Source organism: Pseudoalteromonas sp. SG43-7 (assembly GCF_014164295.1).
In the GTDB taxonomy this organism is placed as follows: domain Bacteria; phylum Pseudomonadota; class Gammaproteobacteria; order Enterobacterales; family Alteromonadaceae; genus Pseudoalteromonas; species Pseudoalteromonas rhizosphaerae.
Map to the genome: position 1 here is coordinate 11,738 of NZ_JACJEY010000011.1, position 25,895 is coordinate 37,632.

The window sequence follows — 25,895 nt, forward strand, 5'->3', positions numbered from 1 at the left end:
GCCAATTAAGGTATTTCAACATAAGTAAATAACAACCAACAGAGCTCTTTCAAACAACATATAACTTACTTCCTGCACAAACATAATGGTTTTTCATCATATGTAGAATACAGATTTCAAACTAAAATCTGTATTCTCACACATCAATTTCTTGGTGGATAAATTCCATCTAGTGCAATGCAAAAGTTTAACGCTAAGCTAGGTTGCATATTTTCATGCCGCTGACTCTTACCTGACGATGCTAAACTGCTGCTACTCATAGCACTTGTATTACTATCCAGTGGCGCAGTATATCGCAGTGCACCACCTGAGGAGGCAACGTCTATTGCAAGTTGATTATCACTTGGTTGGTCAGTATTACCAGCTTGAAATACACCTGAAATAACATGGTCATGCTTAGGTAGCTGTATGGGGGCCAACGCTACTTGGCTAACACCACCAAAGGTAGAAAATGGCCGAGTCGTTAGTCCTATCCCTGATCCCGCATGCATTGGTGCTCTGCCTTGTAAATCAGGGACTCCAAATGTTGTTCGTCCATCACCACCGAAATTAGTTCCCAGCAAACTAAATAGCGCTGTAGATTGTGAAATACTGAGTATTTGCCCTGCGCATTTAGCCCAAGCTCTAGGACTATACGTAAGACCAAATATTCTAATTTCAGCCATAAATGGTTCAGCCATAATATTTCTCCTTTAATTTCTTGATGGGAAGAGGCCGTTGAGGCAAATAATAAAATGTATAGCCAAATAAGGCATCATATTAGTATGCGGCTCATTAGCACCCACAGTTTCAACTGCAGCGTCATTTAGTTGCTGACTTTCTCCCGTGACAGCGCCTGATATATAAGTTGACTCAGTTGCAGGGCTTCTCGCCAAAACATTACCAATGGCTGTAGATGTAGTTGCACGATTATTATTTGCCTGCAAGCTATGGGTGTGTGCTGGCATCTGCTGTGGTAGAAGCGTCACTTTTTCTACGCCAGCCTGACGCGCTATAGGGTAAGGTTGTAATCCTGGGCCTTGCCCAAAATGTACGGGTACACGCCCTCTTAAATCAGGCAGCATAAATGACGAGCGCCCATCACCGCCATATTGTGCGCCAATCAATGCAAATAACACTTGGTTTTGACTTATTGAAAAAGTAGACCCGCTACAAAATGCCCACTGCCTAGGTGAGAATGTAGTAGCAATCATTTTTATTTCACCGACAAATGACTCAGACATGCTAGTTTCCTTTTTTAATTTCTAGCTGGAAAGGTACCTTCCAGTGCAATACAAAAATTAAGTACGAGTAAAGGTTGAAGATTAGTATGTGGCGACCCACTCCCGCTACTACTAACAACATCCTGAGCAAGTTCTGTCAAATCTAACGATGAACCGTATACGAAAGGTTCAGCTGAGGTACCCTTATTATCCTTTGATTCAGAAAATATACGATCTGTAAACGCGGGGCTATTAGCGGCTATGCTAGCCGTAGCTTTTACTGCATGCGTATGCGCTGGCATTTCATCTAACGTTAACCTAACCGTTTCCTCCCCTGAACTATCTCCAGCATAAAAGGGACGGTTTTCAGTGCTCAAAAACCCACTACCGATAGGCGTGCGCCCCCGTAAGTCCGGTAACTTAAAATCACTTGTTCCGTTACCACCAAACTGAGTCCCTAATAGAGCATACAGTGCCCCATTCTGTGTAATTGCGATCACTCCACCATTACAGAATGCCCAATTTTTTGGGGCAAAATCAAACGCAAATGGTCGTATTTCAGATATAAACGGATCAGCCATATAAATCTCCCTACTCACTTTTATTAAACGAATAATTTAGTCTATTAAACACGAAGTACTATTTTTGTGTCGTGATGTATATCTCATACTCAGTTTCGCTATTTGGTGATAGAAACAGCTCTGCATCATTAAATGCATCGTGTGTGAGTCTATATGTGCCTTGTTCTAAAGGTTCATTTGCAGAGCCTTTAAGCAAAACACGAAATGCATCCCATTGTTCCCCATTCAGTTTTGTTCTATCAACTGATGATACCTTTAACTCTACTTCACCATCTTGACCAGCAACCTTAACAATTGACCCTTGTGCTCTTTCAACATTTTCAAACGTAAACTTTTCCATATTCAACTCCTGTGTTTAACTTCGCTTAGTCACACACCACTCATTAATTTCACTGGGTGTGGGTACCACGCCATAAATTCATATGGCGGGCTAATTGATTCAACTTGAAACCCTAAACGCGCATACAACTGCTTAGCAGCAAAATTATATTGCTCAACGGTCAGTGTTAAAGGTGCACCAGATTGTAATGCAGCACTTTGAAACGATTGGATTATCGCTGAGCCAAAACCATGCCCTCTCGCACTTGGTAAAAAGCCAATATCGACGATGCGAATTTCATTTGGGCCAAAATCAATGGTTGCCTTACCGATTGCTTCATGATGTTTTTCAATAATAAAGTACATTGCATTGGGGAACTTATCTCCATACCCTTGGGTTTGAGCTTTAAACTGCATTTCCACAATTGACTCTACAAAATCTTTTTCGCCATCAATTAACTGTAAGTCTTGTCGCATTAAACTATGCAGCTTTTCTAAAAAAGGCTTATCGTTTGCATTTGACGGTCTTATATTTAAGCCCTTAGGAATATTAAGTTTCATTACCTCTTTAGCTCCTTAGCTTACTTTTTTTACTACAATATGTTTTATCTTTAGAGTTCATAATTAAATCCAACAACCACTCATTAACATTACAGTCTATGACAAGGTTGATTCTTGGTGTATCACCAGTATTTATTACAGAATGTTCCGCATCGGCATTTATATACCAACAGCTGCTCTGACTTATTGGAACTTTTAAATCATCCACTAAAAATTCAACATGTTCAGATGTCTCTAAAGAAATATGAATACGTGCCTGGGCTGATAGCTCAATACTCAATCCAAGGTCACGGTGGGGTTTAATCAAAGAGTTGGGCGAAAGGCGCATAAGCCGTGCAGATAAAATATTACATTTAAATTCTGACAATAACTCACTAATAGAAGGTAAATATTGAAGGTGATCGCCATCAATAAAACTTGAGCTAGACTCAATTGCGAAAGATTGCAGAATCACATGCTTATCAGCATGTTCAACAGGCACTCTTAAAGGCAATACATCCCAATCGCCCTGATAACACTGGGTATTAACATGTCTAACCCATTCTAATTTTTTTGCTACAAGCAAATCGGCAGACATCTTTTTTACATTATAAAAAATTTCAAGCTTGGCAAACGAAATGACTGGAGAGACTATATTCTCACCAGCATTAACAACTTCAGGAATAAGTATGTCATCATTCATTATTTGTTCTCAAACGAAGAGAATGAATGAGCAAGTATTTAATCTTAAAACAAAGTGTATACAGGATGGGGGTGAAATCGATTTCTGTATGTATATTGTTGCGGTATGTTGAGCTACTTTCACTCACTATAACGGCTTTAGCACATGACTCTAATTGCATTTTAAGTAAAGACTTTAAATAACAAATTATTGGTTTTGCGCGCCGTAAACGCTTTGTAAGCTGTGAACTTTGTGCTTCCATACTGAAATATTCCTTTGATATCCAATTATCGTGCTAAATTCTATTAGGGAATTAATGCTACATTCAGTTAAGAGCTTAGTTTAAAAGCTATAGGGTACAACTTTAATTTTCATTTATTTTATATAGCTTTAATTTATTTGACTTATATCAAACATCATAAAAAACCATAAAAAAAATAAAAGGCTTAGTAAATGCAGCTTAATTTAAATTATCTTGAGCATGGCACAGGAGTGTTATAAAAAACATTACACGTTATTACATGGCATCATTTTTATTCTTATAAATAACTGCAGGCTTGATTTGCTTAGCTTTATAATGAGCTCATATTTATATATTGCACAATTCGAGGACTATTCGTCCTATTTGGACAACTACCATGCGGCAGTGTATGTTGCCAAACAATTAAACTGCCCGCTTTTGCAGGCAAAGGCGTACTGTGCCATTGTTGGCAATTAAAATGATGTGGATTGGTGTTTTTAGGTAAGCTAGCAAGCCAGCCGTCTATTTTTTTATGAAAACCAGGAACACAACTAAACGCACCTTGATCAGCGGTAACGTCAGTAAGGTACAGTAACCCTTGCGTTGCAAAGGTGAGCGGTTTATTAAAATTAATATCCCAGTGCAGATTTGGCCCGGGAAACTGCCAACTCAATGTCTCTGGCGGGTTAAAACCAACCCTATCAGTACTTACAGTTAAATTACTTTTACCCCACAGTTGCTCAAAAACATCCCGCACCTGAGGCTGCTTCCGAATAGCTTGCATTGTTATATCATTAAAAATTTGTACCATAACTCCTTGTTTAAGATCATGATTTCGGTACCATGAAGCAGGATTGTGTTTATCCATATTCAAACGTTCATAAATCATATTACAAACGTTTTCACATAGCGTTTTTTCCACCAACTCAGGAATAATAACGTAACCATTATCATCCCAGCTTTGCCACTGCTGTGACGTTAAAACATAATGACGAGGCTGATTTAGTAATATTTTTTGTTGTTTTGGGTCTTTTTGCTGAAAAAATGCTGCTACCTTTTCATTTAACTTACTTTTAACTGTATTTGAAATAGCTATGCCATAACGCTGTTCTACCCAGTTTTCGAACGTTAAAAAACTATCCGATGAAAAAATGAATTCTATCGTCGGTGTGAGCCCTAAGCCTAAAGTATCCATGATCATGACATCAAGCGACCATTCGCCTTCTATTATTTTTTTATCCGCACAGCCTTGTTTTTGTAATTGCGCTTTGTGCCACATTCGTTTTAATTGAAATAGACCTAAGCGCCCAGTTTCTTTATAACAAGGTAGTATGCTCTGCGCTGTTGTGTGCAGAGATGGCACTTTTGCTATCAATTCATTTTGCATAATAACTCCTTTTTCTTGCCTGATTTTAGACAAGCAAAACACCTTAAATTGATTTATTAACGCGAACTAAACTTAGTTAGAATAGAGTGCTATATTACTGTAAGCAACAATTGTAATTGCTAAATACAGGGAGTGGTATGAACACTGAGATTGAAAAAATTCTCGCCTTTGTTACTCATATTGGAATAAAGCACAGGTATCAAACGTTAAACGAAAAGACTTTTTTGCCGGGAATTAAAGTAGCCCAGGGAACTTTACTACTTGATTTAGAAAAATGCCTCTACCCTGGTGACATCCTTCATGAAGCAGGGCATATTGCAGTAACCTCAGAGACAAACAGAACCTGTTTAACCGGCGATATGAAAAACCATGATCACCAAGCCGCTGAAGAAATGACCGCGATTGCATGGTCATGGGCCGCAGCATGTTACTTAAATATTGCACCCGATGTTTTATTTCATCAACACGGTTATAGAGGCAGTTCAGCTAGCTTAATAACCGCTTTTAGCAATAATACTGGCTTTGGCTATCCGCTGTTGTATTCATGGTTTATGTGCGAACAACCTGATCACCCCAACGGTTATCCAAACATGTTGAGGTGGCTTAGAGATGACGCCTACACACAAGCTCAACTAAAAAAATTACAATAAATACGATAAGGAATATACGTGCTTGATAATAACTTTTCCTCAGAGCAGCTTACTTTACTATGTGCTGACTTAGCTCAACTAAGATTAATAGCCGATTTGACACTTGCGCCTACTATGCCGTACTTTGCTGAAAAACCTTATCCAATTGGCCGCTGTAGAGAAATAAGAGACGAGGTATTTACATTACTACAAGCACAACTGCCGCACACAAACAAACCTGGGCTTAGCTTATTAAAAGGTCTTATTGCACAGGGCAATCCTTTACAAAAAGCATGGGGTTCACTGCGGGATGAGTATTTTCAAAACGCATTTATTATTGGTCCTTGGTATATTGATGTTTCTAACGACACCGTGAATGCCAATAAACCCAGAGTAGAGATTTTGCCTTTAGCGACATCAAACTTTACCCCAATTAAAGATTTTACTCAGTTTGTAAAAATAGCCCGTAACTATTGGAAAGTTGAGGTGTATAGAAATGATGTATGCCCAGCACTTGCGCCTTATATGCCACTTTTATGTGTTGGCGATAACGGTACTAGCTGGCTAGGAGCCGCAAACGACGACATGCTAAACATCGCAATACACAGCCAATTTACCCAATCAAAAGCAATATTAAAAGTTCTGCCAAGCCCACCAAAAGAAATAATACAGCGCTGGCAATCGCTGTTATTAAACTTCACTCACGACCCTTTATTGATAACAAAAGGAGATGCAATCATCTTTTGTGATGAATACAGTAAAAAGTTACAGCACCCCGATCTAGCACACAGGGATGCCGCTGTGATTGCCTATTCATCGTTACCAAAGTCAGTGTGATTTAGAATATCAGTGCAACACTCATTGTAATGATGTGTAATAGAAAAGCCTGCCCTTGTCCCTGTACTCCTTAGAATTTATAAAGCGCTATGACACCTAGACTTATAGCGCTTTAACAAATTGTTAGCTAAAACGCTTGTAACCCCTGCCATGCCAATTGCAGCGCAAGTAAGGTTAAAACAACCCGAAAAATACGTTTAAACTTAGCCGCAGAAATCCGCTGTAATAACTGTAAACCAAGCCACGTGCCAAGCGCACCACTGATGATCATTGCCGCAACTAAAGGCAACCACTGCCAAAACGAAAAACCTACAAAGCCATACAAAATAGCTTTAAAAGTATGTTGCACACTCATACAAGCGGAAAAAGTAGCGGTATATCTTAGCTTTTCATAATTATTAACATACAAACAACTGCCCACTAACGGGCCACTTGCGCCAACAAACATCGATAAAAATGTTGTCACAGCACCAGCTGTACTGCGCCATAAAGCTGAGGTTTCACGCAACTTTGGCGTCACTCCCCATAATAAATAAAGTACAAACCCTGCCACGACAATTTTCATCAGTTCAAGTGGAATACGGGTCACAATAGACGACGCAGCAAACGCACCAATAAGCCCACCGAGTGAAAAGTACGCAAACATACTTTTATCAAGGTGTTTAAAAGTCAGCATAAACCTATTGGCATTTGAGCCCAGCTGCACTAACCCATGCACCGGAATAACAATACTCATAGGCAATAACGATGCCATCACCACCAACAACATCAACCCGCCACCAGCACCAAAAGCCGCCGAAATCATCGACGTTACAGCCGATAATATAATAAGCCCAATCACGCTGAGCGGCGTTAATAAATCGCCAGCTAAAAATTCCATATAAGATCACTTGGCAAGTAAAAGAGAATAATGACGTTAACATGAGTAAAAATAAGATGCGAGTACCTAAAGCACCAGTAAAATGAAGCGCTTATTTCAATAAAATAAAAATAAGCGATGAGCTATTAAAACAATAAAACACCTCGCCTTAAACATAAAAAACCCACCAACCTGATTGCTCAAATTGGTGGGTTTTTTAGGGTTTTTAAATCAACGAATTTAAAAACCGATATTGGTGGAGCTGGGGGAAGCCCAATCAACCAAATAACCCTATGTTATTAAAGAGATAACGATATTTTAAATTTCATAATATGGTACTGGCTGTGGTACTACCAATTCGCTGTCGGAAAGGGATATGAACCGCCGTCTGAAGCACTTTAACCAAATGAAAAATAACAAATAATACTTTCAGCAGTTGTATATTATCGTGTATGTTCGAAGATTATAGATGCTGTTCCTATTCAAAGCAATATTTATGCTTTTTACAGCAATTTTAAGCCGTGTATTTTTTCATAATGAGGTGTTTTTATGGCAAGTGATCAACCAACTGCAAATGAAATTGAGAGTATTTATATTGATGGTCAACTCGTTCACCCTTTAGATATAGAAAATCCTGATGCCTTTTTTACAAATTTAGTGCGGGATGAACTTGAAAACTATTTAGTAGAGGAAATACAACAACTCGATAATCTAACAGCAGCAACGAACGTCTTTAATAAAATGGTTGATGAATTCATTAATTACGCTGTAACAACTTATCTTGGGCACGTAGAAACTGATTCAATAGTCGTTGTAAAAGAAGAAAGTACCATACTACAAGTTATAGAAGAGTATCGTGAGGCTGACGCAAAGCTAGGTGCAAATGAACTTAACCATAATAACTTAGACATTTTTGATTATGCGGGTGATTTACTAAGAGGGCTGGGAATTCCAAACTTGGGATTGGCTATAAAAGCAAAACGAATTGAAATTATGATTCGCGAGCAAACACAAATTCAACTTGAAAAAATAGGTGGGCTAAAATATTTAAATGCCCAAGCTATTGAACGCGGCAGACAAGGTGGTCAAAACAAAGCTCTTAAACAAAAAGAGCTTGTGTTTTTTGTTTTAAGGGAATACGAAAATAATTATATGAATTCAAAGCATAGCCAAGCGCGTGCTGCAAAAATGATAAAAGATAAATTAAACGAGCACATACAAAACACATCAAAACTGAGGGCACAAAACCAGCCATTTAGCGAAACCTCTGAAGCAGTTTTGAAATGGATCTCTAACTTCAATAGCTACATGACAAACCAAGTTTGGCCGCCAAAAACCTCATCTGCGGTAAAAGAGTATTATGAGTCGAGGTAACAAGTCTTTGTATGGTTTTGGTATTAATGCCGCCTCTCTTTGCTAAATTGCCAATATTACGAAAGTTGCTCTGGTTGAAAAAGGTACGGCTATAAAGCCGTACCCACTATGCCACTATGATATTTACCCTTGGAAAATTAAAGTTTTGATAAATCCATGAACTTAGCATTTTGAGGATTATTGCAGAACCTATGAATTTCCCTATCAACTAACGCTCCAAAATTCAAATGAACCCTATTAGATAATAAGTGACAAGATGATTCTGCTTCTTGTTGACGAGAAAAGTACTGATTTTTCCTTATTGAATGCCGTAACACATGGAACATCGTACTCATTATATTATATTTAGCAGCCAAATAATGAACGTAAAGCTTACCTTTCTCCTTCAATGTATTATGAATAGTGCCGTTTACATGTTCAATAGCGAAATTTTCAAAGTCCATCAAAATATTGTTATTCTGAGGCATGAGAAAACGGCTCATTGGATATATGTTCATATCAACAAATTGCATAAGACATGAGTCAAAGCTTCCATAATCGTCTTTTTTAAGGATTTGACCATTGATTTCATAATGTAACTTAGCTTTTTCTATAGACTTATAAAATGCTAACTTTTGTGCACCTTCAATATTGTCTGTAATAACTGTTATTTTTGCATTATGGTAAGCTTTTAATGATGAAAAAATAGAGTCAAACAGAACCTCAAATTTTTCAATATTTTTATCTCGCTTATTCCTTGACTTGAAATTATACTTTTTATTTAAAACTGTAGCAGAATGGAAATCAAAATTTAGCTTATGTTTTTCTAATGCCTTTGACCACAATATCCATCTTGTTAATGCCTCCATTTTACTTTCTTTAAATTCTTGATCATCATGTATCCAATTACCGCTTCCTTTAATCAACCATTCCTCAGGCTCAAGTTCTGGCCTGAATTTATATTTAAACTGTTTAACGAAACCTGCAATTGCTGAGACAAAACTATTATCAACAAGGACACCACCAACAAATGTCATACTTTTAATAAAACGCTCATCAATATATAAAGTTACCTCTCTATCTACAGTTATGTCAGTAACCAAATGAACATTTGAATTTTGGTAAACTTCATTTGCAAGCCATAAAGTTTGCTGAGGTCTTATCTCATCATGTCTCGGGATATAGTAATTTAAATCCTCTAACTTTAGTTTGTAAGCCATGGCTATCTCTGCGATTAATCGCTCAATTTTGAAGCGGGAAATTTGATTCAATACGGTTTATTTCTAACTAAGCTTCGATATTTTCCTTTCCAATATCAAAATAATGGAACTCTTATGCTGATGCCCTTACTCAGTAGTTTGTTAAACAGCACTGAGTTTAAATTAATAAAAAGCTCTTACCTTTGTCCATTAAGCACTTTTTATCAGAAATTACAATACCGCGTACTTAGTGTTTAGCAAACTATGGGAAGCCCAGTTTTTAACTACTTAATTCTATACTCTGCCAAGAACTCGAAATATTTATAGATAATATGAATTTACTCTCTCCAACTATCGCTCACAGAGGAGCTTACATTTTCAATCTCTGGTTGAGAATACCCATTTCCACCAATAGTTGGATAAAAAGCTAGGCTAAAAACTACATCTATTGAATCACCAGAAAACATCTTATCCTCATTGCTTGTACCTGAAACTGTTGCGCCCATCTTAATAGATACCTCTCCATCTTGTCTTTCTTCAACCCCAATAACATGAACATCTTCAACAAACTCAAACTCAGCATTAGTTTCTGCCATTGACCCTGTAACAGAATCCTCATGTAATAATAAATCATAATTATCTGAATCACCTGCAAACTCACTTGCTAAATCTTTGAACAAATCATCAGACATAAATCTGACAGTATCCATATTTTCAAACATTTGAACCAAGTGATCAAAAACTTCTTCTGCTGTTACGTTTATTCTTGACTTTTTAATGAGCTCAGAAAGAGCTTTGAGAATTGTTGAATTGCTATATGCAACACATGAAAGCTCCTGTAACTGAGATAATGAAAAATCATCATCTACTAATAGCTCGTCACTATTTCTATAACCGAAGCAAATCACTAAACAATCCATCATAAAATCTATAGGCGCATTTACTTCATCTTCAATAAAAGATTCTGATAAATATTTAAGAAAAACGTAAGCGGTCGGGAACCTTGCGTTTAATATCTCTTGGTGGTGATGGGCTTTTGCTCGTTCTTGAGCCAGCTTTTCTCTTTCATCTCGTCTTCTTAAATCTTTGAGTTTTAATTCTTCCTGCTCAGCTTCTAACTCTAATTTCTTTTGTTCTGCTATAGACGCCTTTTTCTGAGCTTCTAGCTCTTCCAGCTTAACCTTTTTACTGTTAGCCTCAGCTCTTTTTGTATCCGCTCTAGCTTCAAGCTCTTTTAACTCGGCTTCTAACTTTTTCCCTAAGTACGGGTTGGCAGGATCTCCTTTGTATATTACTTCGTTCAATTCCGTTTTTTTCTTAGCCTTTATTATATCAATACCAACAACCTCGCTGTGTCGCCATTCTTCCGCTCTTTTAAGTAATTTATGGCTTAAAACATTCAAATACGGTAAACCAAACGCGTATATCAATGCCACTAGCAAAGGCCACAGCCATACGCTTAAGTTTGAAGGTATAATTATCTCTTCGAAAGCTAAAAGCCTAACTTCAAGGTCTCCTTTTCCCCAAAATAATAAGAGAAAGTATTTCCAATTGAATAAAACCCACGCCCCCACAAAAGCGCCTAAAACAGGGCTTGTGATCTTCACTTTATTATCACTAAACCAGCCTTTAATTAAATCCTGTACCATTTCAACTCCTGAAAGCCTATGATTTTTTAAACCCACTCAACATATCAAATATCACTCGCGCAAATTGTTGGTTTCTTGCTGGATCTGACAGCAGCTGCATCATTTGTTCTTGGTGGGCATCACTGCTTCCTAAAATGGCGTCGTCCATTGCTTGAGGGAAATCACCTAGCATGGCTTGATCTGGGCTGTTGTTTGCAATCTGGCTCATTACAGAGGCGTTTTCGCTTAGTTTATCGCGCACTGTAAAGGCATAATTTAGCATGTCTTTATCTGTTAGGTTATCAGTAATAAAAACCTCATTAAGCTTGTCGATTATTTGCGATAAAAACGCCTCTTTTTTATCTTTCGCTTTGGCACTACCCACGTCATTACTTGGCTCTAGCTTGTAATCAGGATCACCTTCTTTTAACTGAATATCCTGCTGGCGTATTTTTGATAGGCGGTAATGGCTCATTACTACGTTGTCTAAATCAAGTTCATCTTCGGTCACTACTTTTTCACGTAACAGTGGCCGTAAATGGCGGGCGAATAAGCTTAGCTTTTCAAGCTCTTTGTCGTCGTACTCCACCAGCTGCGACATAAACTCGTAAAAGCGGGTAAAGCTGCCTAAATCCTTTTTGAATATCTCTAGGCGGTCTTTTTCTTGTTTACACTCTTTAAAGCTTGTTTCTGCGTTAGCTATTAACACTGCGTCTTCAGTCTTTTTGGTGCGCTCAAACATTTCTTTGGCTTTTATATACGCCTCAATTGCTGAGGCGTAACGCTTTTGCCAACGCTCTTTAGCTGGGTGAATAATATTGCTAATTGCCGCATTTGATTTATTTTTAGTGAAAAAAGCCGCACAAAACTGCTCAACCTCAGTCCATAAAAATATGCCGCTAGCACGCAGTTTTTCAAATAAATCAAAAACAATCTGCGGGTCAGTCACATCAGCAAGCTCTGCAGTTTGATAGTAAGGTTGAAATGCCTCTAGTATGTCTTCTGGGGCATTAAAAAAGTCCAGTACAAACGTGCCTGTTTGCGCTTTACTTGGGTAAGTACGGTTTAATCGCGACAGGGTTTGCACACACTCAACACCACCTAGCTTTTTATCTACATACATAGCGCATAACTTTGGTTGGTCGAACCCTGTTTGAAACTTATTAGCCACCAGCATTACTTGGTAATCGTCACTATCAAATGCTTTGCGCATATCGCGGCCTTTAAGCTCAGGGTTCATATTTTTTTCAGTAAACTTTTTATCTAAAAATGCAGCGCTATCGGGGTCACTTTCGGTAAATTCAACTTCGCCTGAAAATGCCACCATAGCGCGTATTGTCGAGTAACCTGTTTTTTGCTCTGCAAGCGCTTCTGCTACATACTTATCAAATGCAAGCTTATAACGTACAGCCTCTTTACGTGAGCCAGTGACTACCATGGCTTTAGCTTGTCCGCCTAATAAACCCATTACGTTATCTTTAAAGTGTTCAATAATCACTTTAACTTTTTGCGATATATTATGGTCGTGTAAGCGCACCCATTGATTAAGCTTTACGGTTGCCTTTTTACTATCAACCTCTTCATCTGCCGCTGCTATTTTTTGAGCAAGTTGGTACATCACCTTATAGTTAGTGTAATTTTTAAGCACATCTAATATAAAGCCTTCCTCTATTGCTTGGCGCATTGAATATATGTGATACGCCACTGGCTTATTTTGTTTTGATGGAGGTAGTTCTGGGTTAGGTAATCGACCAAACAGCTCTATTGTTTTTGCTTTAGGTGTGGCAGTAAACGCATAGTAGTTAAGGTTTGCACTACCTCGGCGGGCTGCAACGGTAGCATCGAGTATATCCTCTGACGATAACTCAACATCATCGTCAATCTCTTCAGTCATCAGCACTTCTTTTAACTGTCGAGCAGTAGAGCCACTTTGTGATGAATGAGCTTCATCGGCAATAACCGCATAGCTGCGCTCTTTTAAGCTGGTGCTGTTCTCTATAGCACGCAATACAAACGGGAAGGTTTGAATGGTTACTATAATAATAGGCTGAGCGTTTTCAAGTGCACTAGCAAGCTTTTCTGATTTCGAACCATCACCTTCTTTATTGTTAATTCGCCCCACTACACCATCTGCATGCTCAAACTGATAAATAGTATCTTGCAGCTGATCATCAAGTACCGTTCGGTCTGTTACAACAATCACTGAATGAAACTGTTTATTACCTTGCTCGTCATACAAGGTAGAAAGCTGGTGGGCTGTCCAAGCAATAGAGTTTGATTTACCTGAGCCTGCACTGTGTTGCACTAAATACTTGTTGCCTGTGCCCTCTTCAATTGCAGCCTCAATAAGCTTACTTACTACATCCCACTGGTGATAGCGCGGGAAAATAAGCGTTTCTTTTTTATCTTTTAGCCCTTCCCAATTTTCAAACTCTTCTATTTGCAAGTGTACAAAGCTACCTAAAATGTTAAGCAGGTTTTTAGGCACTAATACTTCATTCCACAAGTAATCGGTTGCATAACGGTTAGTGTCTTCAGGTATATCATTACCTGCACCACCTTCGCTTGTGCCTTTGTTAAAGGGTAAAAACAAAGTGTCGTCACCCGCAAGCTTAGTGGTCATATACACTTCATACTGGCTTACGGCAAAGTGAACTAATGCACCGCGCTTAAAGGTCAGCAGTGGTTCTGGCTTTTTAGTTGCGGGGTCTTTAGGTAAGCGAGTTTGTTTGTATTGCTTAATCGCATTTTCAACCGCTTGTTTAAATTCTGATTTAAGCTCAAGAGTTGATACAGGTAAGCCGTTTACAAATAACACCAAATCTATGCGCCAGCTCTTGGCTTTGCTACCTGTTGCAGCTAAGTGCTCTGCATTGGCATACGGGCTATACACTAACTCTTGCACTATACGACAAGTGTTTTGCTCGTAACGCGCTAAGGTTTCTGGGTTTAAGTTATGCTCTGGTTTAAATTGGCACAGTTCAAAACGCGCATTACGAATTTTTAAACCATGGCGTAACACACCTAATACACCATATGTGCGTGAGGCTTTATCTGTGGCGTTTATATCTGCTTTTTTAAGCTGTGCCACCAGCGCTTCTAAAAAGTGGCGTTCAGGGTCATTAGGGAATACCTTGCACAGTTTTTGCCACTCTTTTGGTTGGGTGTTTTTAACAAAGGCCAGTGCATCTTGTTCATACAAAGCGGTTTCGCAGTTATAGCCAACACCTTTGCCTTCAACCCAGCCATTTGCAACCATTTGGCTAATTATGTCATCTTGAAAAATACGTTCTTGAGTTACATCATTCATGATTTTATTCTTATTTTGTTATTTAGTATTATCTAATTGTTCAAGCTTGGGGAGCTGCTGTGGCTGCTTCTTTTTCTCATATTTTTTAGCCAACTTGTCATACACATGAGTGAGTTCGTTATAGCGAGCATTTCGATCATAAAGCTCTAAAACAAACTGGAAAACTTGAAAAGCGTATAGCAAATCGAGCTCAGCTACATCAGAGCCATGCGTCCCCTCGTTACCAATCTGTCGCAAGGCATCAAGGTATTTAGCCTCTTCAGGATGGGTTTTCTCCAAACTTTTGATCATTCGCCCAAGGTTATTACCCTCAACCTGCATATCCTTACAAAAGTTTTCAATTGCCCGTCTTAATTTAGAGGCTGACGATGGAGGATCAAAATGAAAGTGTTTAAATGCATCTAGTAACTCTTCAGCTATATGTTTGGGAACATTTTCTGAGATCGGAAATATAAAAATAGATGGAGAAAAATGCTCAACTTTTATTTGTCTAGCCTTTGATGATGACTGACTCATGCCAGTTTGATGCTCCAATAACATTCCTGAAGCACTTATATTCTGTTGACAGTTCGCACACTCAAAAAAACTGTTAAATATAAAAGTATTACCATTTGTAGGCTCAACAGCCTCGGCATAAGCGTTTGTAAAAGTTAGAAGCAATGGGATAAGAAGACCTTCACTTTTGTTACTTACTTCGCGACTTTTATCGATTAAAGCCTGTTTTCTCTCTTTTTCAAATCGGTATTTTCGACTGGTAATAAGTAGGTGTTCTTTATTAACAGGCCGAGATTGAACACTTTCTTTGCTTAACTTTAGTGAATACTGATTACAATGAGGACAAGGCAGCTCAGGGTAACTATCTAAGTCAATAAAGCCTGAAATCCTTTTCCATAATTCTATATCCATTACTTTTCTATCCCTTTGTTATTTTTTACTTTATGTGCAAAATTTATTTAAATTACTTTTCAGGTTTACCCTGCAGCTGTTTGAGTGCATTGGCTAAGTCTAAATCAACCTTTGATGGCTGAGCATCAATAACTCTACGGTACTTATCGTATTCTTGTTTTGCTTTTTCTGTCGCTTGTGCCTGTGAAATATTGCCAGCATGGTTAAGCACTTCATAGTCACTTAAGCGCAAAAAGTCATCAAGCTTGCTTGCCCAGTCTGCCATTTTCATTAGTTTACCGTTACGGGCTTGCAGCTCTGCAAATTCTAAGTAGGAATTAACCAATCTATTTAAAGTATCGAGTTCTTTCTCGTCTAAATAGTTTTTGCCTGTAACCACCTCTTTGCGGGTTGGTTCTGTGCCTGCAAAGCTGGTTAAGCCTAAATGAGGTTTGTCGGCATCAATTCGTTTAAACACGAGCTCTGCTGCGGTATTACCATGTGCAGCCCAATGCATTTTATTTTGCACTTTCGCAAAAAAGTCGACACTGGTTTGTGCTTTGCCATCGTAATCTATGCTGGTGGCGTATATATCGCACACCTTACGCCAGAAAATTTTCTCTGATGAACGTATGTCGCGTATGCGGTTTAACAGCTCATCAAAGTACTGCATGTTATCAGGGTTTTTAAGGCGCTCGTCATCCATTACAAAACCTTTGGTTAGGTACTCTTGTAATGTTCCTGTTGCCCACTGGCGAAATTTAGTGCCTTGCTTAGAGCGCACGCGGTAACCTACTGCAATAATTAACGGCAAATTATAGTGCCTAGTATTATAGTTTTTGCCGTCCTCGGCAGTTATTCGGAATAACCGAACAACTGAATTTTCAGCCAATTCCTGTTCGTTAAATATATTAGTAATGTGCTCGCTGATGGTCGCTTTTGACTTGCCATACAACAGGCATAAATCAGCTTGAGTCAGCCATAACGTCTCGGCCTCAAAACGACATTCAACCTTGGTTTGGCCTTCATCTGTTTCAAATAAAATAAACTGACCAAGCGGCGGCGTAACATTATTAATCATTTGGATGCTCCCAATTACGCACGTCTATTTTGCCTGTAACTGCAGCAGAGATTAAGGCCGTGCGGCGTTCTTGCATCAATTCAATAGCATTAGTTGAATTGTTAATAAGCACATCATATTTCGAAGTTAGCGCTTCTAATTCACTGACTATTAGATCTTGTTCAGATAATGGTGGTATTACGAATGCGAAGTTTCTAATATTATCAACATTTATTCTTTTGAATGTAGAACCAACCATTGCTAGTTCTAATTGCTGACTTATTACACCGGAATGAAGAACATACATAGCAAACAAAGGAAGTAACCCGTTAGATAGTCTGATCAAACAAACATCCTGCCCCATTGCAAATGGGGGAAGCCCTTCGCTTACAATAGCGGCTTCGCCAACAGTTGCATTTCGACTATAAATGATATCTCCAACCTTGGGTTCTCGGCCTCCACCAATAAGTTCATTATAATACTTTTCACTCGTATACTTTGCTGTTGATAAATCTACAAACCATTTTTTAACTTCACTAATACTCGCTAAAGGGATGCCATCATCAAAAAACTCTGCAGTTATATGCTTACAGTCAATAACCTCGCTATAATGTTTTAAAGTTGAAGCAATCCAATGAGCTGGCACCTCACCTAACCACTCGACACCCGAATCTTTCATTGGGGCTTGTGGGTTAAGGCCTTTAGTCACTGCATGGCTTATCACCGCTTGGCGCTTTTCTTTTAATAGCTTAATCAGTTGCTGCTGCTTTTCGATCAAGGTATCGATTTTAGCCGTTTCGTGATCGAGGAAGTTGGCGATTTGGATTTGTTCTTCAAGTGCAGGTACGAGTATTGGTAGTCTTCTAAAGTCTTCAAATTTCATAGACTGGCGTAGGCCTCCACCCATGCCATAAAATACTTTTGTCGTGTCATATGAATGAAGTAACCTGTAAACAAAGCGCGAGTTCAATTCCGACTTTGTTGCAAGTTTTAAATATGCAGATGTGATAATCCCATTTTGCTTAGCCAGACCTACACGAAGGCTTCGCTTGTCATTTTGAAGATCAGTTAATCGTAGAATAATATCCCCTGAATTAACTATTTGATATGTATTAAATGATTCTGGTAATAATCCAAAGTTTTTCTCTACATCACGTTTAACTATTCGGCCGTAGCTAAGTGATAAAACATTAGTTTCTACGCCGTCTAAGTTTTTATGCGCTGTCTGATCAAAAAGAGCAAAAGTTGGCTTTAATTCCCACCCTGACGGAATATCTCTGATCCATTCAACCCCAGAATCCTTATACTCAGGATATGCCTGATATTTTCCAGCTTTTAACTCATTCATGCGAACCTCCAAGTTGAGATTTAAACCAATTGGGCAACAAGTTGTTGCCCAATTGCCCGCACAGGGCTAAAAGCTCGGCATTCACTTTAACAACGGCTTTTTGCTGGCTTAATGCCACTTTATGTTTAAGCTCAGTAAGCCATTGCTTATATTCTGCTGTTTGCTGTGATTTTAGGTGTTTGTTTTTATGCATTCTCATCATCCTTCAAAGCCCAAAATGGATGCGTTGCCCAATTTTCAGGAAACCCCATATTTCTAACGGGTACTTCTGGGTGCTTAACTATTAATTGAACAAGCTTGTCTGTCCATTGACTATCGGGACTTACTTCTTTCATTAGGTGTGCCAGCAATAATAAAACTGAATATAAGCGTTTTGCAGGCTGTATATGGCTATTAGGTAACGCTGTGGGTAGCTGCCATTCTGCGTCTCTTAGTAGCTTAGGTGCAATAGGTAACTCCCTATTCCACAAGCGAGCATGATGCGCGCAACAATTTCTGATAAAGGTAAGAGTATGTAACCAACTCGCAAATTTATCCTGAGGAACATTAAAGCGCTTTGCGATAGCTTTTCTGTCGGAGTCTTTAACTAACCCTTTATATAAATGAGAAAGCTCACCCAGCGTTAGCTCTTCAATTACAGCCCAACATGGTTGTAAATTAGGCTCGTTATAATGGCTCACATAGTATCGGCAATAGTTTTCACGTTGCTTTAGATTAATTAGTTCCGCTTTTTTTTCGGGGGTATGTTGCGGCGAATTATTAATTTTTGCGGTCTCTCTTGCCAAAATGCCACGCTCTTTGTCCTGCTTATCACTTAATGATTTAATTAATCGATTATGATCATAATTGCGATTAAAGTGATTGCGGTCAATGTACCAGTGAGAGCCACTATAAGGCTCATCATCTTTTTGATACTTTGGGCCCATAACATTATTAAACATGGAGCGGGTAGCAACTTCAATGCGCTCAACCGCATCCATAATTAACAGCCTAAGCTCTCGGTCAAAAGCATACAAAGCAACCACTTGTTTAAACTCACTGCCTTCATTAAATGGGTGCTCTTCATCGTGTAACTTTTGAAAAGGCCGCATATAGGCTGATAGTCTAAAAAAGCTAATAACCTCTAAATAATGTTTAGCTCGTTCAGGCTCTTTTATACTTAGCCCACGTTGCTGGAGTAACGCTATTTGCTCATCAAGGCTAATCGAGGGTTTAAAAAATGGGATCACATCAATTCCCTATCAAAACTTTTTACTAGATGGCATGTATGTTTTAAATGGGAGGAAGTTATTAAGGCGTAGAAAAAAGAAAACCCGCACAATTTCAGCATGAATTTTGATAAATCAAAGCACATAGGCTTGGCGGGTATATTACGTATTATATTAGTTTTTAATGACGATAAGGTCAATAACAATAGTAAATTAATAATAGTTATTTGTTGGGTTTTAATCCACCATGAGGTTAGTCTTAGCTGCAAAGTCACTATATTAGATGACTTAAGATCACAATACTTCATTACGAATGCACCTCTTGCAACAATTTCATTATGTCACTACTCACAGCATCTAGCTCTGCATCAATCTCAGCTAAGTTACGTGGTGGCTGGTACTCATAAAAATGGCGGTTAAACGGTATTTCGTAACCCACGATACCTAGCTCACCGTCTTTATCATCACACTTGGTGGCGTTAATCCATGCATCGCTTACGTGCGGGGCTACTTCGCGGTTAAAGTAGTTTTCAACCATCTCTTTGGTCGTCATATTCGGTTGCTGTGCACCCTCAGCATAAGCTTCTTTGAGTGAGACGTTTTCGTTATCGCGTAGGTCGCCATCTTGCTTGAAAGTCACTACTTTACCTTGCCACTTTGTTACATTTCCTTGGTATTGAAATGCGCCGTGTAGTGGGTCTGCTGAACCTTTAAATAATTTATCAACCACGCATTCTGCCGCTGGGTTTTTAAAGGTAATGGCATCAAGCAGCTGTTTTTTCTCTTTGGTTTCGAGCTTAATATCTAAGGCTTTAAGCGCTTGTGTGTAGGTTATATCAAACTGGTTAAAGTCGTCTGATTGCAGCTGCTTACCACCAGCATCGTCACCTAATTGCGTTTGTAGTTGCTTCGCTTTTTCCATGAGTGATTTTTGGAATAACCAAAGTTTAGGCTCTAATACATCTTTAATTTGCTTTTCTTTCAGCTCAGGGAAGTCGGCTTTAATAATGGCTCTGGCTTCAATTTCAACTGCGCTCAAATCGCCGTATTGATTATCACCCGAGCTACCACCTGAATTGTCTGTAGACCACTGTGTGCCAAACTTTTCATACAGCGCCATCATAGCACCACTGTAAGGTTTAGGTGCAAAGCGAAGTGATGCAATGGCTTTATCAGATACTTGAGCTGACAATCTTAATGGGCGCTCTATGGTGATACGGCGATAACCAAACTCATAGGTATTAAATATTTTACTGGCAAAGGTCTTTGCTACATCGGCTTTAGGGTTAGCCGCTTGGCGACCTCGGCTACTTTTAGCTTCGGTTGGTTTGGCTAAGCCTAGCTCTTCAAGTGTTTTTGTTTCTACTTGTTCAAAGTTACCAAAGCTGCGAGTGATAACTTTAATGTCGTCTTCGCTCATTATATTACGTTTAGAGCCAAGAGATTTACGCATTTTACCGCATAAGTTAGCGCCATTAATTAACTGAACCTTATTTTTACGCTCAGCGCTTTGCTGCTGCGACTTTTTATTCGACAACACCCATACATAGGTAGCAATACCTGTGTTGTAAAACATATCAGTAGGTAAGGCTATAATTGCCTCAAGTAAATCGGACTCTAAAATATAGCGACGAATCTCACTTTCGCCACTGCCTGCGCCGCCCGTAAATAAAGGTGAGCCATTTAGAATAATACCGATACGCCCGCCGTTGTCTGAGGCATCGCGCATTTTACTAATAAGGTGCATTAAAAATAATAGCGAACCGTCAGACACTCTTGGTAAGCCTGCGCCAAAGCGACCACCGAAGCCCTTAATTGTATGCTCGTCTTTAATATCGCCTTCAATCTTTTTCCAATCTACCCCGAATGGCGGGTTAGACAGCATGTAATCAAACTTATCTACTGCTAGCTGATCATTCGATAAGGTATTACCTAGTTTGATGCGGCTTACGTCTTGCCCTTTAATAAGCATATCGGCTTTACAAATAGCGTAAGACTCAGGGTTGAGCTCTTGGCCAAATGCGCGCATAACCGCATTAGGGTTAAGCTCATGTACGTACTCCATGCCTGATGATAAAAAGCCGCCAGTACCCGCTGTTGGGTCGTAAATGGTACGAATAATACCTTCTTTGGTTAGGGCGTCGTCGTCTTCCATAAACACCAGTGAGGTAGTTAAACGCACGATATCGCGCGGGGTAAAGTGCTCCCCTGCAGTCTCGTTAGAGCTTTCAGCAAAGCGACGTATTAGCTCTTCAAACACTAAACCCATATCGTGATTAGATATAGCTTGCGGGCTTAAGTCGGTCGTTGCGAATTTTTTAACTACTTTAAAAAGTAAATTGGCGTCATCTAATAGCCCTATAAACTCATCAAACTTAAAATGTTCAAATATCTCGCGGGCATCGGCTGAAAAGCATTGAATATAACGTTCAAGGTTGGCTTTAATATCACCTTGCCCCATTTTGCCTAAATCCATAGGCGAGGTATTAAAAAAGGTTAAGCCTTTGTCATCATCTGGCGTTTTAGTTGCTTTTAATAAAAACTTTTCTTGAACTTCTTCAGCCAAGTTTAATGGTTTAATACGTTCAAATTCAGCGACTACTGCATTTTTAGTTGGTTCAAGTACACATTCAAGGCGGCGTAATAAAGTAAAAGGTAAAATAACACGGCCATACTGAGACTGTTTAAAATCACCACGCAGGAGATCGGCGACTGACCAGATAAAAGCAGCTTGGTTATTTGAAGTAGTATTCATGAGTAGATAGCCTCTATGCAGTTAGCTGAGTGTAATTGTTTTTGTTTATGTACTTGCTGGTGTGAAATAAATAGGAAATCATAAGTATTACTAGCATCATTTTCTTGTACTTTACTATAAAAATAAAACGCCTCCAGCCCTGAGTCTTCCTCAAGATCAATAAGTCGTACAAAGGGAAAAACCTTTAATTTATCCTCATTATTTTGTGATGAAACAAAATAGAGCTCTTCATTAACGAATGGCGTTTTTGATGATAGTGTTTTCAATCCAAAAGGATAGCAGCCCAAGCCACTATACTCTTCTAATTCATATGCATGATCATTTCCATCCCAAACACCTGAAATTGGACGAACTAAACAGTAATCGTTGAACACATCATAAAACATATCTAAAAAATCGAGATAGAGATTATCCACTAACTTAAAGGTATCTCTTGCGGCAGATTTTGTTGGGTAACTACCATGACCCGATGTTTCATTTCTAATAATAACAGCGTCATCAAACAGCTTCGCAAGTTTTTCACTGAATATGATATTTATCAGTAAGCTTTCTTGAGGTAAGTTTTCAGCTTTTGTTTTTAAGAGCTTTAGTAAATTATTCCAATTACCAAACGTTGCGTTTTTAAGATAGCGTTTTTGTGTTTTCAAGATACTCAGGACCGCATCTTGGTTAAGCTCTTTTTCTATAAAGCCTAAAGCTAATGAATTTGAAAAAATAGCTAAGCATTCAAATAACTTCAGTAGTAACTCATATCGGGCTTTATAATCCGACTCACTGATACTCCCATAATGATGCATTATATTAGCAAGCGGATAAGGTGCGACATCTAAAACTCTTGAATGTAATCCCTTATCAACAGGTAATCTGTAACGTTCAAAACGATAATCACTCTTTTCTTCTCTCCATAAGTCTTGCTCTAAAGTAATTAATTTTTTTCTCCATTTTGAACTTTCATTCAAAATTAAAGCTATTTCTTGCTGTTCTTTTAAATCTGGGAAGTTGATAACTTTTCTTAAAGTAGAATACTTTTGAGGAGAGCTCGCAACTCCATTTGTTCTATATGTTACTAACCACAGTTTCCATTTTTCGCTTTGAAAAAAAAGTTTGAGATAATCAATATCAAAATTGACATTAAATTTGAAAAAATTGTATTTGCTTTTATCAATTGAGATAGATGCGCCATAGTCATTAAATACAACTTGATGCCATCTTTTAGAAATTGCAATATCCCAACCTATATCATCTGCATCAGTTTCTTGAAAAAAATATCTAAACTCTCTTCCTTGAATACTTATGTCACTACTCAACAAATCAAATGAGAATTCTACGCCCAGCTTTCCCATTTGACCGTCTTTTGAATCAATATAACTTCTATCTATTTCATAGCCTTCATGGATATCATCTAGGGTTGACAGTAAATAAGTATCAATTTCAGTGTTTAAAGGAACTCTTTCATATTCAAACTTGCGACTACTCAGCCCTACCTTAACTTGCCTGTAACAGAAGTCGTCATTACTTAGAACTTTGCAGTTTTCTCCACCTTTAAAAGAGTCGTATTTTTCTAGTAAGTCCGTGATAGACTTTGTGTCTAAATAGGTATTTTTCATACCTACTCTTTTTCTTGAGTTTAAACCCATCACACTACCATCAATCAATTGGACTTTATTTTTTCGATTAATCGCTTTCTTGTTGGTCAAGACTAAAATATAAGGCTGAACGGATGTATTAAAAAACATATTTTCAGGTAATGCGATGATTGCTTCTAATAAATCGTCATCTAATATAGCTCGCCTGATTGCACTATCACCGCTATTTGCATCACCTGTAAATAAACAAGAACTATTGACCACAACACATGCTCTACCACCGCCATCAGCTTTAGGTCTGAGTTTACTAATGACATGCATTATGAACAACAGTGTTGAGTCACTACCTCTAGGTAGCCCGGCTTTAAACCTATTTGTACTATTTAAAGATTTGTTCTCAATCTCAATTGAGCCTTTAAAAGGTTGCCACGATAAACCAAAGGGAGGGTTAGATATTATATAGTCAAAATTAGCACTGCTAAACTGATCATGTGTGAGTGTATTTCCTAACTTTATATTATTGGGCTCTTGACCGCTAAGTAATATACGAGCTTTTGCGATGGCACAAGATTCGGAGGAGACATCTTGCCCATAAGTAGATAGTAACTGATGCGGATTTATTGAGTTTGTATGTTCAATAGCAGCAGATAAAAAGCTCCCAGAGCCGACTGTAGGATCATATAAGCTCCTTATTAACTTACTTGAGGATAGTTGATCTTCCTCTCCTGAGAACAACAGAGATGTAGTTAGTTTAACTATATCCTGTGGAGTTAATCGTTCATTTGCCCCCTCTAAAGAGCTTTCTAGAGAACGGTGACTAAGTTCAGAAAAAACAACTCCCATTACCTGATTGCTAACTTCATCCAGACCTAAATCTATACTTGCGAAACGCTCAGATACATCAATAAGTTGATTACTTAAATTAAGTTTTTGTATAGTATTAAAAAAGTCGAAAGACTTAAATATATCTAAAACATTTTTACTGAATGATTGAATGTAAAACTCTAAATCATTAACTCTATTCTCGTAACTGAGTTGATTTAAATTCATTTCAGAAGTGTTATAAAAGCTTAGTCCCGTTATTTGAAAGAGAAAATCATCTTCGGCACATTCAAACTTTGCTTCTTTATATTCAGAAAGAACCTCTAATTTAGTGCTTTCCAATAAGCAATCTAATCGCCTCAATAGTGTAAAGGGAAGAATAACACTACCGTATTGAGATTGTTTAAAACCTCCTGAGCGAAGCAAATCAGTTACTGACCAAAGTTTTGCAGCAATTGCATTTGATCTTCCATTTTTTTCCATAAACTAATCTTCCATAAAGTAATCGCTATCAAGCGCTTTTACTTCAAATATGTGTTTAGTGCTTACACCTAAATTATGAGTAAGCATGAGTTCGGTTAGTTGTGCGCCATCCACCAGCACTATTCGTTTTTCTATCATGCTTACGTATTCGAGGGCATCTTTACTAAAACTGCTGGTGGTGATGAATACGCCCTTTTTAGCGCGGTGCATATCAAGCGCACCCGCAAAGGCTTGTATATCTGGGCGACCAACTGTTTTATTGGTGTAGCGTTTGGCTTGCAAGTATATCATTTCGAGGCCGAGCTTATCTTCTTTGATCACCCCATCAATACCACCATCTTGCGTGTATTGCGTGGCTTGCCCTGCATCTTTGCGCGAACCGCCATAACCCATAGCTAGCATTAAATCGACAACTAAGTTTTCAAAAAATACGGGGGATGCTGCTAATATCGCTTTTAGTATTTCGTCAGTTAAATTGGTATTGAGGGTATCTATCGCGGCTTCAATCAGTTCTTCTGGGGTTTTGTCTGAGTTATTGCTTACTATGCTGGTGGAATTTGCTTGTGCAGGTTCACTTTCGTCTTTAGAACGTGTTTTAAAATCAATAAAAGCTGCAAACTTACTTAAGTATTGATTATTGATTGGCTCACCAGACTCGATAGCCACTAGCCCTTTTTGAGTGATCTTACAAAAGGCTCTTTTCGGTTGCTCAATTAAACCCGCTTGTACTAAATAAGTTTTAGCCCAGCCTAAACGATGATAGGCATAGGTTTGTTTACCACTGGGGATACGTTGTTTTAACTCTTGCACTGTTAATTGTAACAATGAATAAACTTGGCTATCAATTTCACTAAGCTTTAATGATTGTGGGTAATGCAATTTAAGCACCTGTAGTAAAGGCTGCATAAACGCTTGATAGTTAGGTACTGTCATATTTCCTTTTGCCAGCATTGCTGGATCCCTCAAAAACTAAACAACTGCA

Annotated in this window: 22 protein-coding genes; 3 read left to right on the forward strand and 19 right to left on the reverse strand. The window is 38.4% G+C overall.

Features of this window, described 5'->3' with window-relative positions:
• Positions 1–143: 143 nt before the first annotated feature.
• The 7 genes from H5200_RS06815 to H5200_RS06845 form a co-directional block, all read right to left on the reverse strand.
• A complete protein-coding gene (locus H5200_RS06815; RefSeq protein ID WP_054205193.1) occupies positions 144–680 on the reverse strand; it encodes a phage tail protein in 537 nt (178 codons plus the stop codon).
• A gap of 12 nt (positions 681–692) precedes the next feature.
• A complete protein-coding gene (locus H5200_RS06820) occupies positions 693–1,223 on the reverse strand; it encodes a phage tail protein (protein WP_054205192.1) in 531 nt (176 codons plus the stop codon).
• A gap of 14 nt (positions 1,224–1,237) precedes the next feature.
• Entirely contained in the window at positions 1,238–1,783 is a 546-nt protein-coding gene (locus H5200_RS06825) for a phage tail protein (protein WP_145242941.1), read from the reverse strand.
• 58 nt (positions 1,784–1,841) lie between these two features.
• Entirely contained in the window at positions 1,842–2,123 is a 282-nt protein-coding gene (locus H5200_RS06830; protein WP_054205190.1) for a DUF6916 family protein, read from the reverse strand.
• 29 nt (positions 2,124–2,152) lie between these two features.
• Positions 2,153–2,662, reverse strand: a complete 510-nt coding sequence (locus tag H5200_RS06835; RefSeq protein WP_182759879.1) for a GNAT family N-acetyltransferase — start codon at positions 2,660–2,662, stop codon at positions 2,153–2,155.
• Between the two features lie 7 nt (positions 2,663–2,669).
• The gene (locus tag H5200_RS06840) at positions 2,670–3,344 is read right to left on the reverse strand and encodes an aspartyl/asparaginyl beta-hydroxylase domain-containing protein (RefSeq protein ID WP_182761206.1); all 675 of its coding nucleotides are present in this window, start codon (positions 3,342–3,344) and stop codon (positions 2,670–2,672) included.
• Positions 3,345–3,895: 551 nt separating this feature from the next.
• On the reverse strand, positions 3,896–4,951 hold the full coding sequence (locus tag H5200_RS06845; RefSeq protein WP_145242935.1) for a phytanoyl-CoA dioxygenase family protein: 1,056 nt from the start codon (positions 4,949–4,951) through the stop codon (positions 3,896–3,898).
• 137 nt (positions 4,952–5,088) lie between these two features.
• On the opposite strand from H5200_RS06845, the gene H5200_RS06850 reads away from it, so the two are divergent.
• Together H5200_RS06850 and H5200_RS06855 are read left to right on the forward strand one after the other, a co-directional pair.
• Positions 5,089–5,601, forward strand: coding sequence for a hypothetical protein (locus tag H5200_RS06850; protein ID WP_182761207.1), 513 nt, complete (start codon positions 5,089–5,091; stop codon positions 5,599–5,601).
• A gap of 18 nt (positions 5,602–5,619) precedes the next feature.
• Positions 5,620–6,417 carry a hypothetical protein gene (locus tag H5200_RS06855; protein ID WP_182761208.1) on the forward strand — a complete coding sequence of 266 codons (798 nt, stop codon included), beginning with the start codon at positions 5,620–5,622 and terminating at the stop codon, positions 6,415–6,417.
• Positions 6,418–6,544: 127 nt separating this feature from the next.
• Here H5200_RS06855 and H5200_RS06860 read toward each other — a convergent pair whose 3' ends face one another.
• Positions 6,545–7,297: a sulfite exporter TauE/SafE family protein gene (locus H5200_RS06860; RefSeq protein ID WP_182734375.1), complete on the reverse strand. Its 753-nt coding sequence runs from the start codon at positions 7,295–7,297 to the stop codon at positions 6,545–6,547.
• Positions 7,298–7,825: 528 nt separating this feature from the next.
• On the opposite strand from H5200_RS06860, the gene H5200_RS06865 reads away from it, so the two are divergent.
• Positions 7,826–8,650 (forward strand): hypothetical protein, encoded by an 825-nt coding sequence (locus H5200_RS06865; RefSeq protein ID WP_182758906.1) that lies wholly within the window; start codon positions 7,826–7,828, stop codon positions 8,648–8,650.
• A 137-nt stretch (positions 8,651–8,787) separates the two neighbouring features.
• On the opposite strand, the gene H5200_RS06870 is transcribed toward H5200_RS06865, so the two are convergent.
• The 11 genes from H5200_RS06870 to H5200_RS06920 all read right to left on the reverse strand — a co-directional run bounded on the left by H5200_RS06870 (position 8,788) and on the right by H5200_RS06920 (position 25,864).
• The gene (locus H5200_RS06870; RefSeq protein WP_182758907.1) at positions 8,788–9,900 is read right to left on the reverse strand and encodes a hypothetical protein; all 1,113 of its coding nucleotides are present in this window, start codon (positions 9,898–9,900) and stop codon (positions 8,788–8,790) included.
• Positions 9,901–10,166: 266 nt separating this feature from the next.
• Positions 10,167–11,477 carry a hypothetical protein gene (locus H5200_RS06875; RefSeq protein ID WP_182758908.1) on the reverse strand — a complete coding sequence of 437 codons (1,311 nt, stop codon included), beginning with the start codon at positions 11,475–11,477 and terminating at the stop codon, positions 10,167–10,169.
• A gap of 16 nt (positions 11,478–11,493) precedes the next feature.
• Entirely contained in the window at positions 11,494–14,766 is a 3,273-nt protein-coding gene (locus tag H5200_RS06880; protein WP_182758909.1) for a type I restriction endonuclease subunit R, read from the reverse strand.
• A gap of 18 nt (positions 14,767–14,784) precedes the next feature.
• On the reverse strand, positions 14,785–15,672 hold the full coding sequence (locus H5200_RS06885) for a DUF4145 domain-containing protein (protein ID WP_182758910.1): 888 nt from the start codon (positions 15,670–15,672) through the stop codon (positions 14,785–14,787).
• Between the two features lie 52 nt (positions 15,673–15,724).
• Positions 15,725–16,732: a virulence RhuM family protein gene (locus H5200_RS06890; protein WP_182758911.1), complete on the reverse strand. Its 1,008-nt coding sequence runs from the start codon at positions 16,730–16,732 to the stop codon at positions 15,725–15,727.
• A complete protein-coding gene (locus tag H5200_RS06895) occupies positions 16,725–18,059 on the reverse strand; it encodes a restriction endonuclease subunit S (RefSeq protein WP_182758912.1) in 1,335 nt (444 codons plus the stop codon). Before H5200_RS06895 ends, H5200_RS06890 begins: the two co-directional genes overlap by 8 nt.
• Positions 18,052–18,252 (reverse strand): hypothetical protein, encoded by a 201-nt coding sequence (locus H5200_RS06900; RefSeq protein ID WP_182758913.1) that lies wholly within the window; start codon positions 18,250–18,252, stop codon positions 18,052–18,054. The genes H5200_RS06895 and H5200_RS06900 overlap by 8 nt, the downstream gene beginning before the upstream one ends.
• Positions 18,245–19,288, reverse strand: a complete 1,044-nt coding sequence (locus H5200_RS06905; RefSeq protein WP_182761209.1) for an Abi family protein — start codon at positions 19,286–19,288, stop codon at positions 18,245–18,247. Before H5200_RS06905 ends, H5200_RS06900 begins: the two co-directional genes overlap by 8 nt.
• Before the next feature lie 286 nt (positions 19,289–19,574).
• On the reverse strand, positions 19,575–22,022 hold the full coding sequence (locus H5200_RS06910; RefSeq protein ID WP_182761210.1) for a class I SAM-dependent DNA methyltransferase: 2,448 nt from the start codon (positions 22,020–22,022) through the stop codon (positions 19,575–19,577).
• Positions 22,019–24,913, reverse strand: a complete 2,895-nt coding sequence (locus H5200_RS06915) for an N-6 DNA methylase (RefSeq protein ID WP_182758916.1) — start codon at positions 24,911–24,913, stop codon at positions 22,019–22,021. The genes H5200_RS06910 and H5200_RS06915 overlap by 4 nt, the downstream gene beginning before the upstream one ends.
• 3 nt (positions 24,914–24,916) lie before the next feature.
• Positions 24,917–25,864 carry a restriction endonuclease gene (locus tag H5200_RS06920; RefSeq protein ID WP_259399185.1) on the reverse strand — a complete coding sequence of 316 codons (948 nt, stop codon included), beginning with the start codon at positions 25,862–25,864 and terminating at the stop codon, positions 24,917–24,919.
• Positions 25,865–25,895 lie beyond the last annotated feature (31 nt).

What these genes read in the sequence shown, in the direction of transcription:
- H5200_RS06815 (WP_054205193.1), bottom strand. Translation starts at nt 680, where the DNA reads ATGGCTGAACCATTTATGGCTGAAATTAGAATATTTGGTCTTACGTAT.
- H5200_RS06820 (WP_054205192.1), bottom strand. Translation starts at nt 1,223, where the DNA reads ATGTCTGAGTCATTTGTCGGTGAAATAAAAATGATTGCTACTACATTC.
- H5200_RS06825 (WP_145242941.1), bottom strand. Translation starts at nt 1,783, where the DNA reads ATGGCTGATCCGTTTATATCTGAAATACGACCATTTGCGTTTGATTTT.
- H5200_RS06830 (WP_054205190.1), bottom strand. Translation starts at nt 2,123, where the DNA reads ATGGAAAAGTTTACGTTTGAAAATGTTGAAAGAGCACAAGGGTCAATT.
- H5200_RS06835 (WP_182759879.1), bottom strand. Translation starts at nt 2,662, where the DNA reads ATGAAACTTAATATTCCTAAGGGCTTAAATATAAGACCGTCAAATGCA.
- H5200_RS06840 (WP_182761206.1), bottom strand. Translation starts at nt 3,344, where the DNA reads ATGAATGATGACATACTTATTCCTGAAGTTGTTAATGCTGGTGAGAAT.
- H5200_RS06845 (WP_145242935.1), bottom strand. Translation starts at nt 4,951, where the DNA reads ATGCAAAATGAATTGATAGCAAAAGTGCCATCTCTGCACACAACAGCG.
- H5200_RS06850 (WP_182761207.1), top strand. Translation starts at nt 5,089, where the DNA reads ATGAACACTGAGATTGAAAAAATTCTCGCCTTTGTTACTCATATTGGA.
- H5200_RS06860 (WP_182734375.1), bottom strand. Translation starts at nt 7,297, where the DNA reads ATGGAATTTTTAGCTGGCGATTTATTAACGCCGCTCAGCGTGATTGGG.
- H5200_RS06865 (WP_182758906.1), top strand. Translation starts at nt 7,826, where the DNA reads ATGGCAAGTGATCAACCAACTGCAAATGAAATTGAGAGTATTTATATT.
- H5200_RS06875 (WP_182758908.1), bottom strand. Translation starts at nt 11,477, where the DNA reads ATGGTACAGGATTTAATTAAAGGCTGGTTTAGTGATAATAAAGTGAAG.
- H5200_RS06880 (WP_182758909.1), bottom strand. Translation starts at nt 14,766, where the DNA reads ATGAATGATGTAACTCAAGAACGTATTTTTCAAGATGACATAATTAGC.
- H5200_RS06885 (WP_182758910.1), bottom strand. Translation starts at nt 15,672, where the DNA reads ATGGATATAGAATTATGGAAAAGGATTTCAGGCTTTATTGACTTAGAT.
- H5200_RS06890 (WP_182758911.1), bottom strand. Translation starts at nt 16,732, where the DNA reads ATGATTAATAATGTTACGCCGCCGCTTGGTCAGTTTATTTTATTTGAA.
- H5200_RS06895 (WP_182758912.1), bottom strand. Translation starts at nt 18,059, where the DNA reads ATGAATGAGTTAAAAGCTGGAAAATATCAGGCATATCCTGAGTATAAG.
- H5200_RS06900 (WP_182758913.1), bottom strand. Translation starts at nt 18,252, where the DNA reads ATGCATAAAAACAAACACCTAAAATCACAGCAAACAGCAGAATATAAG.
- H5200_RS06910 (WP_182761210.1), bottom strand. Translation starts at nt 22,022, where the DNA reads ATGAATACTACTTCAAATAACCAAGCTGCTTTTATCTGGTCAGTCGCC.
- H5200_RS06915 (WP_182758916.1), bottom strand. Translation starts at nt 24,913, where the DNA reads ATGGAAAAAAATGGAAGATCAAATGCAATTGCTGCAAAACTTTGGTCA.
- H5200_RS06920 (WP_259399185.1), bottom strand. Translation starts at nt 25,864, where the DNA reads ATGCTGGCAAAAGGAAATATGACAGTACCTAACTATCAAGCGTTTATG.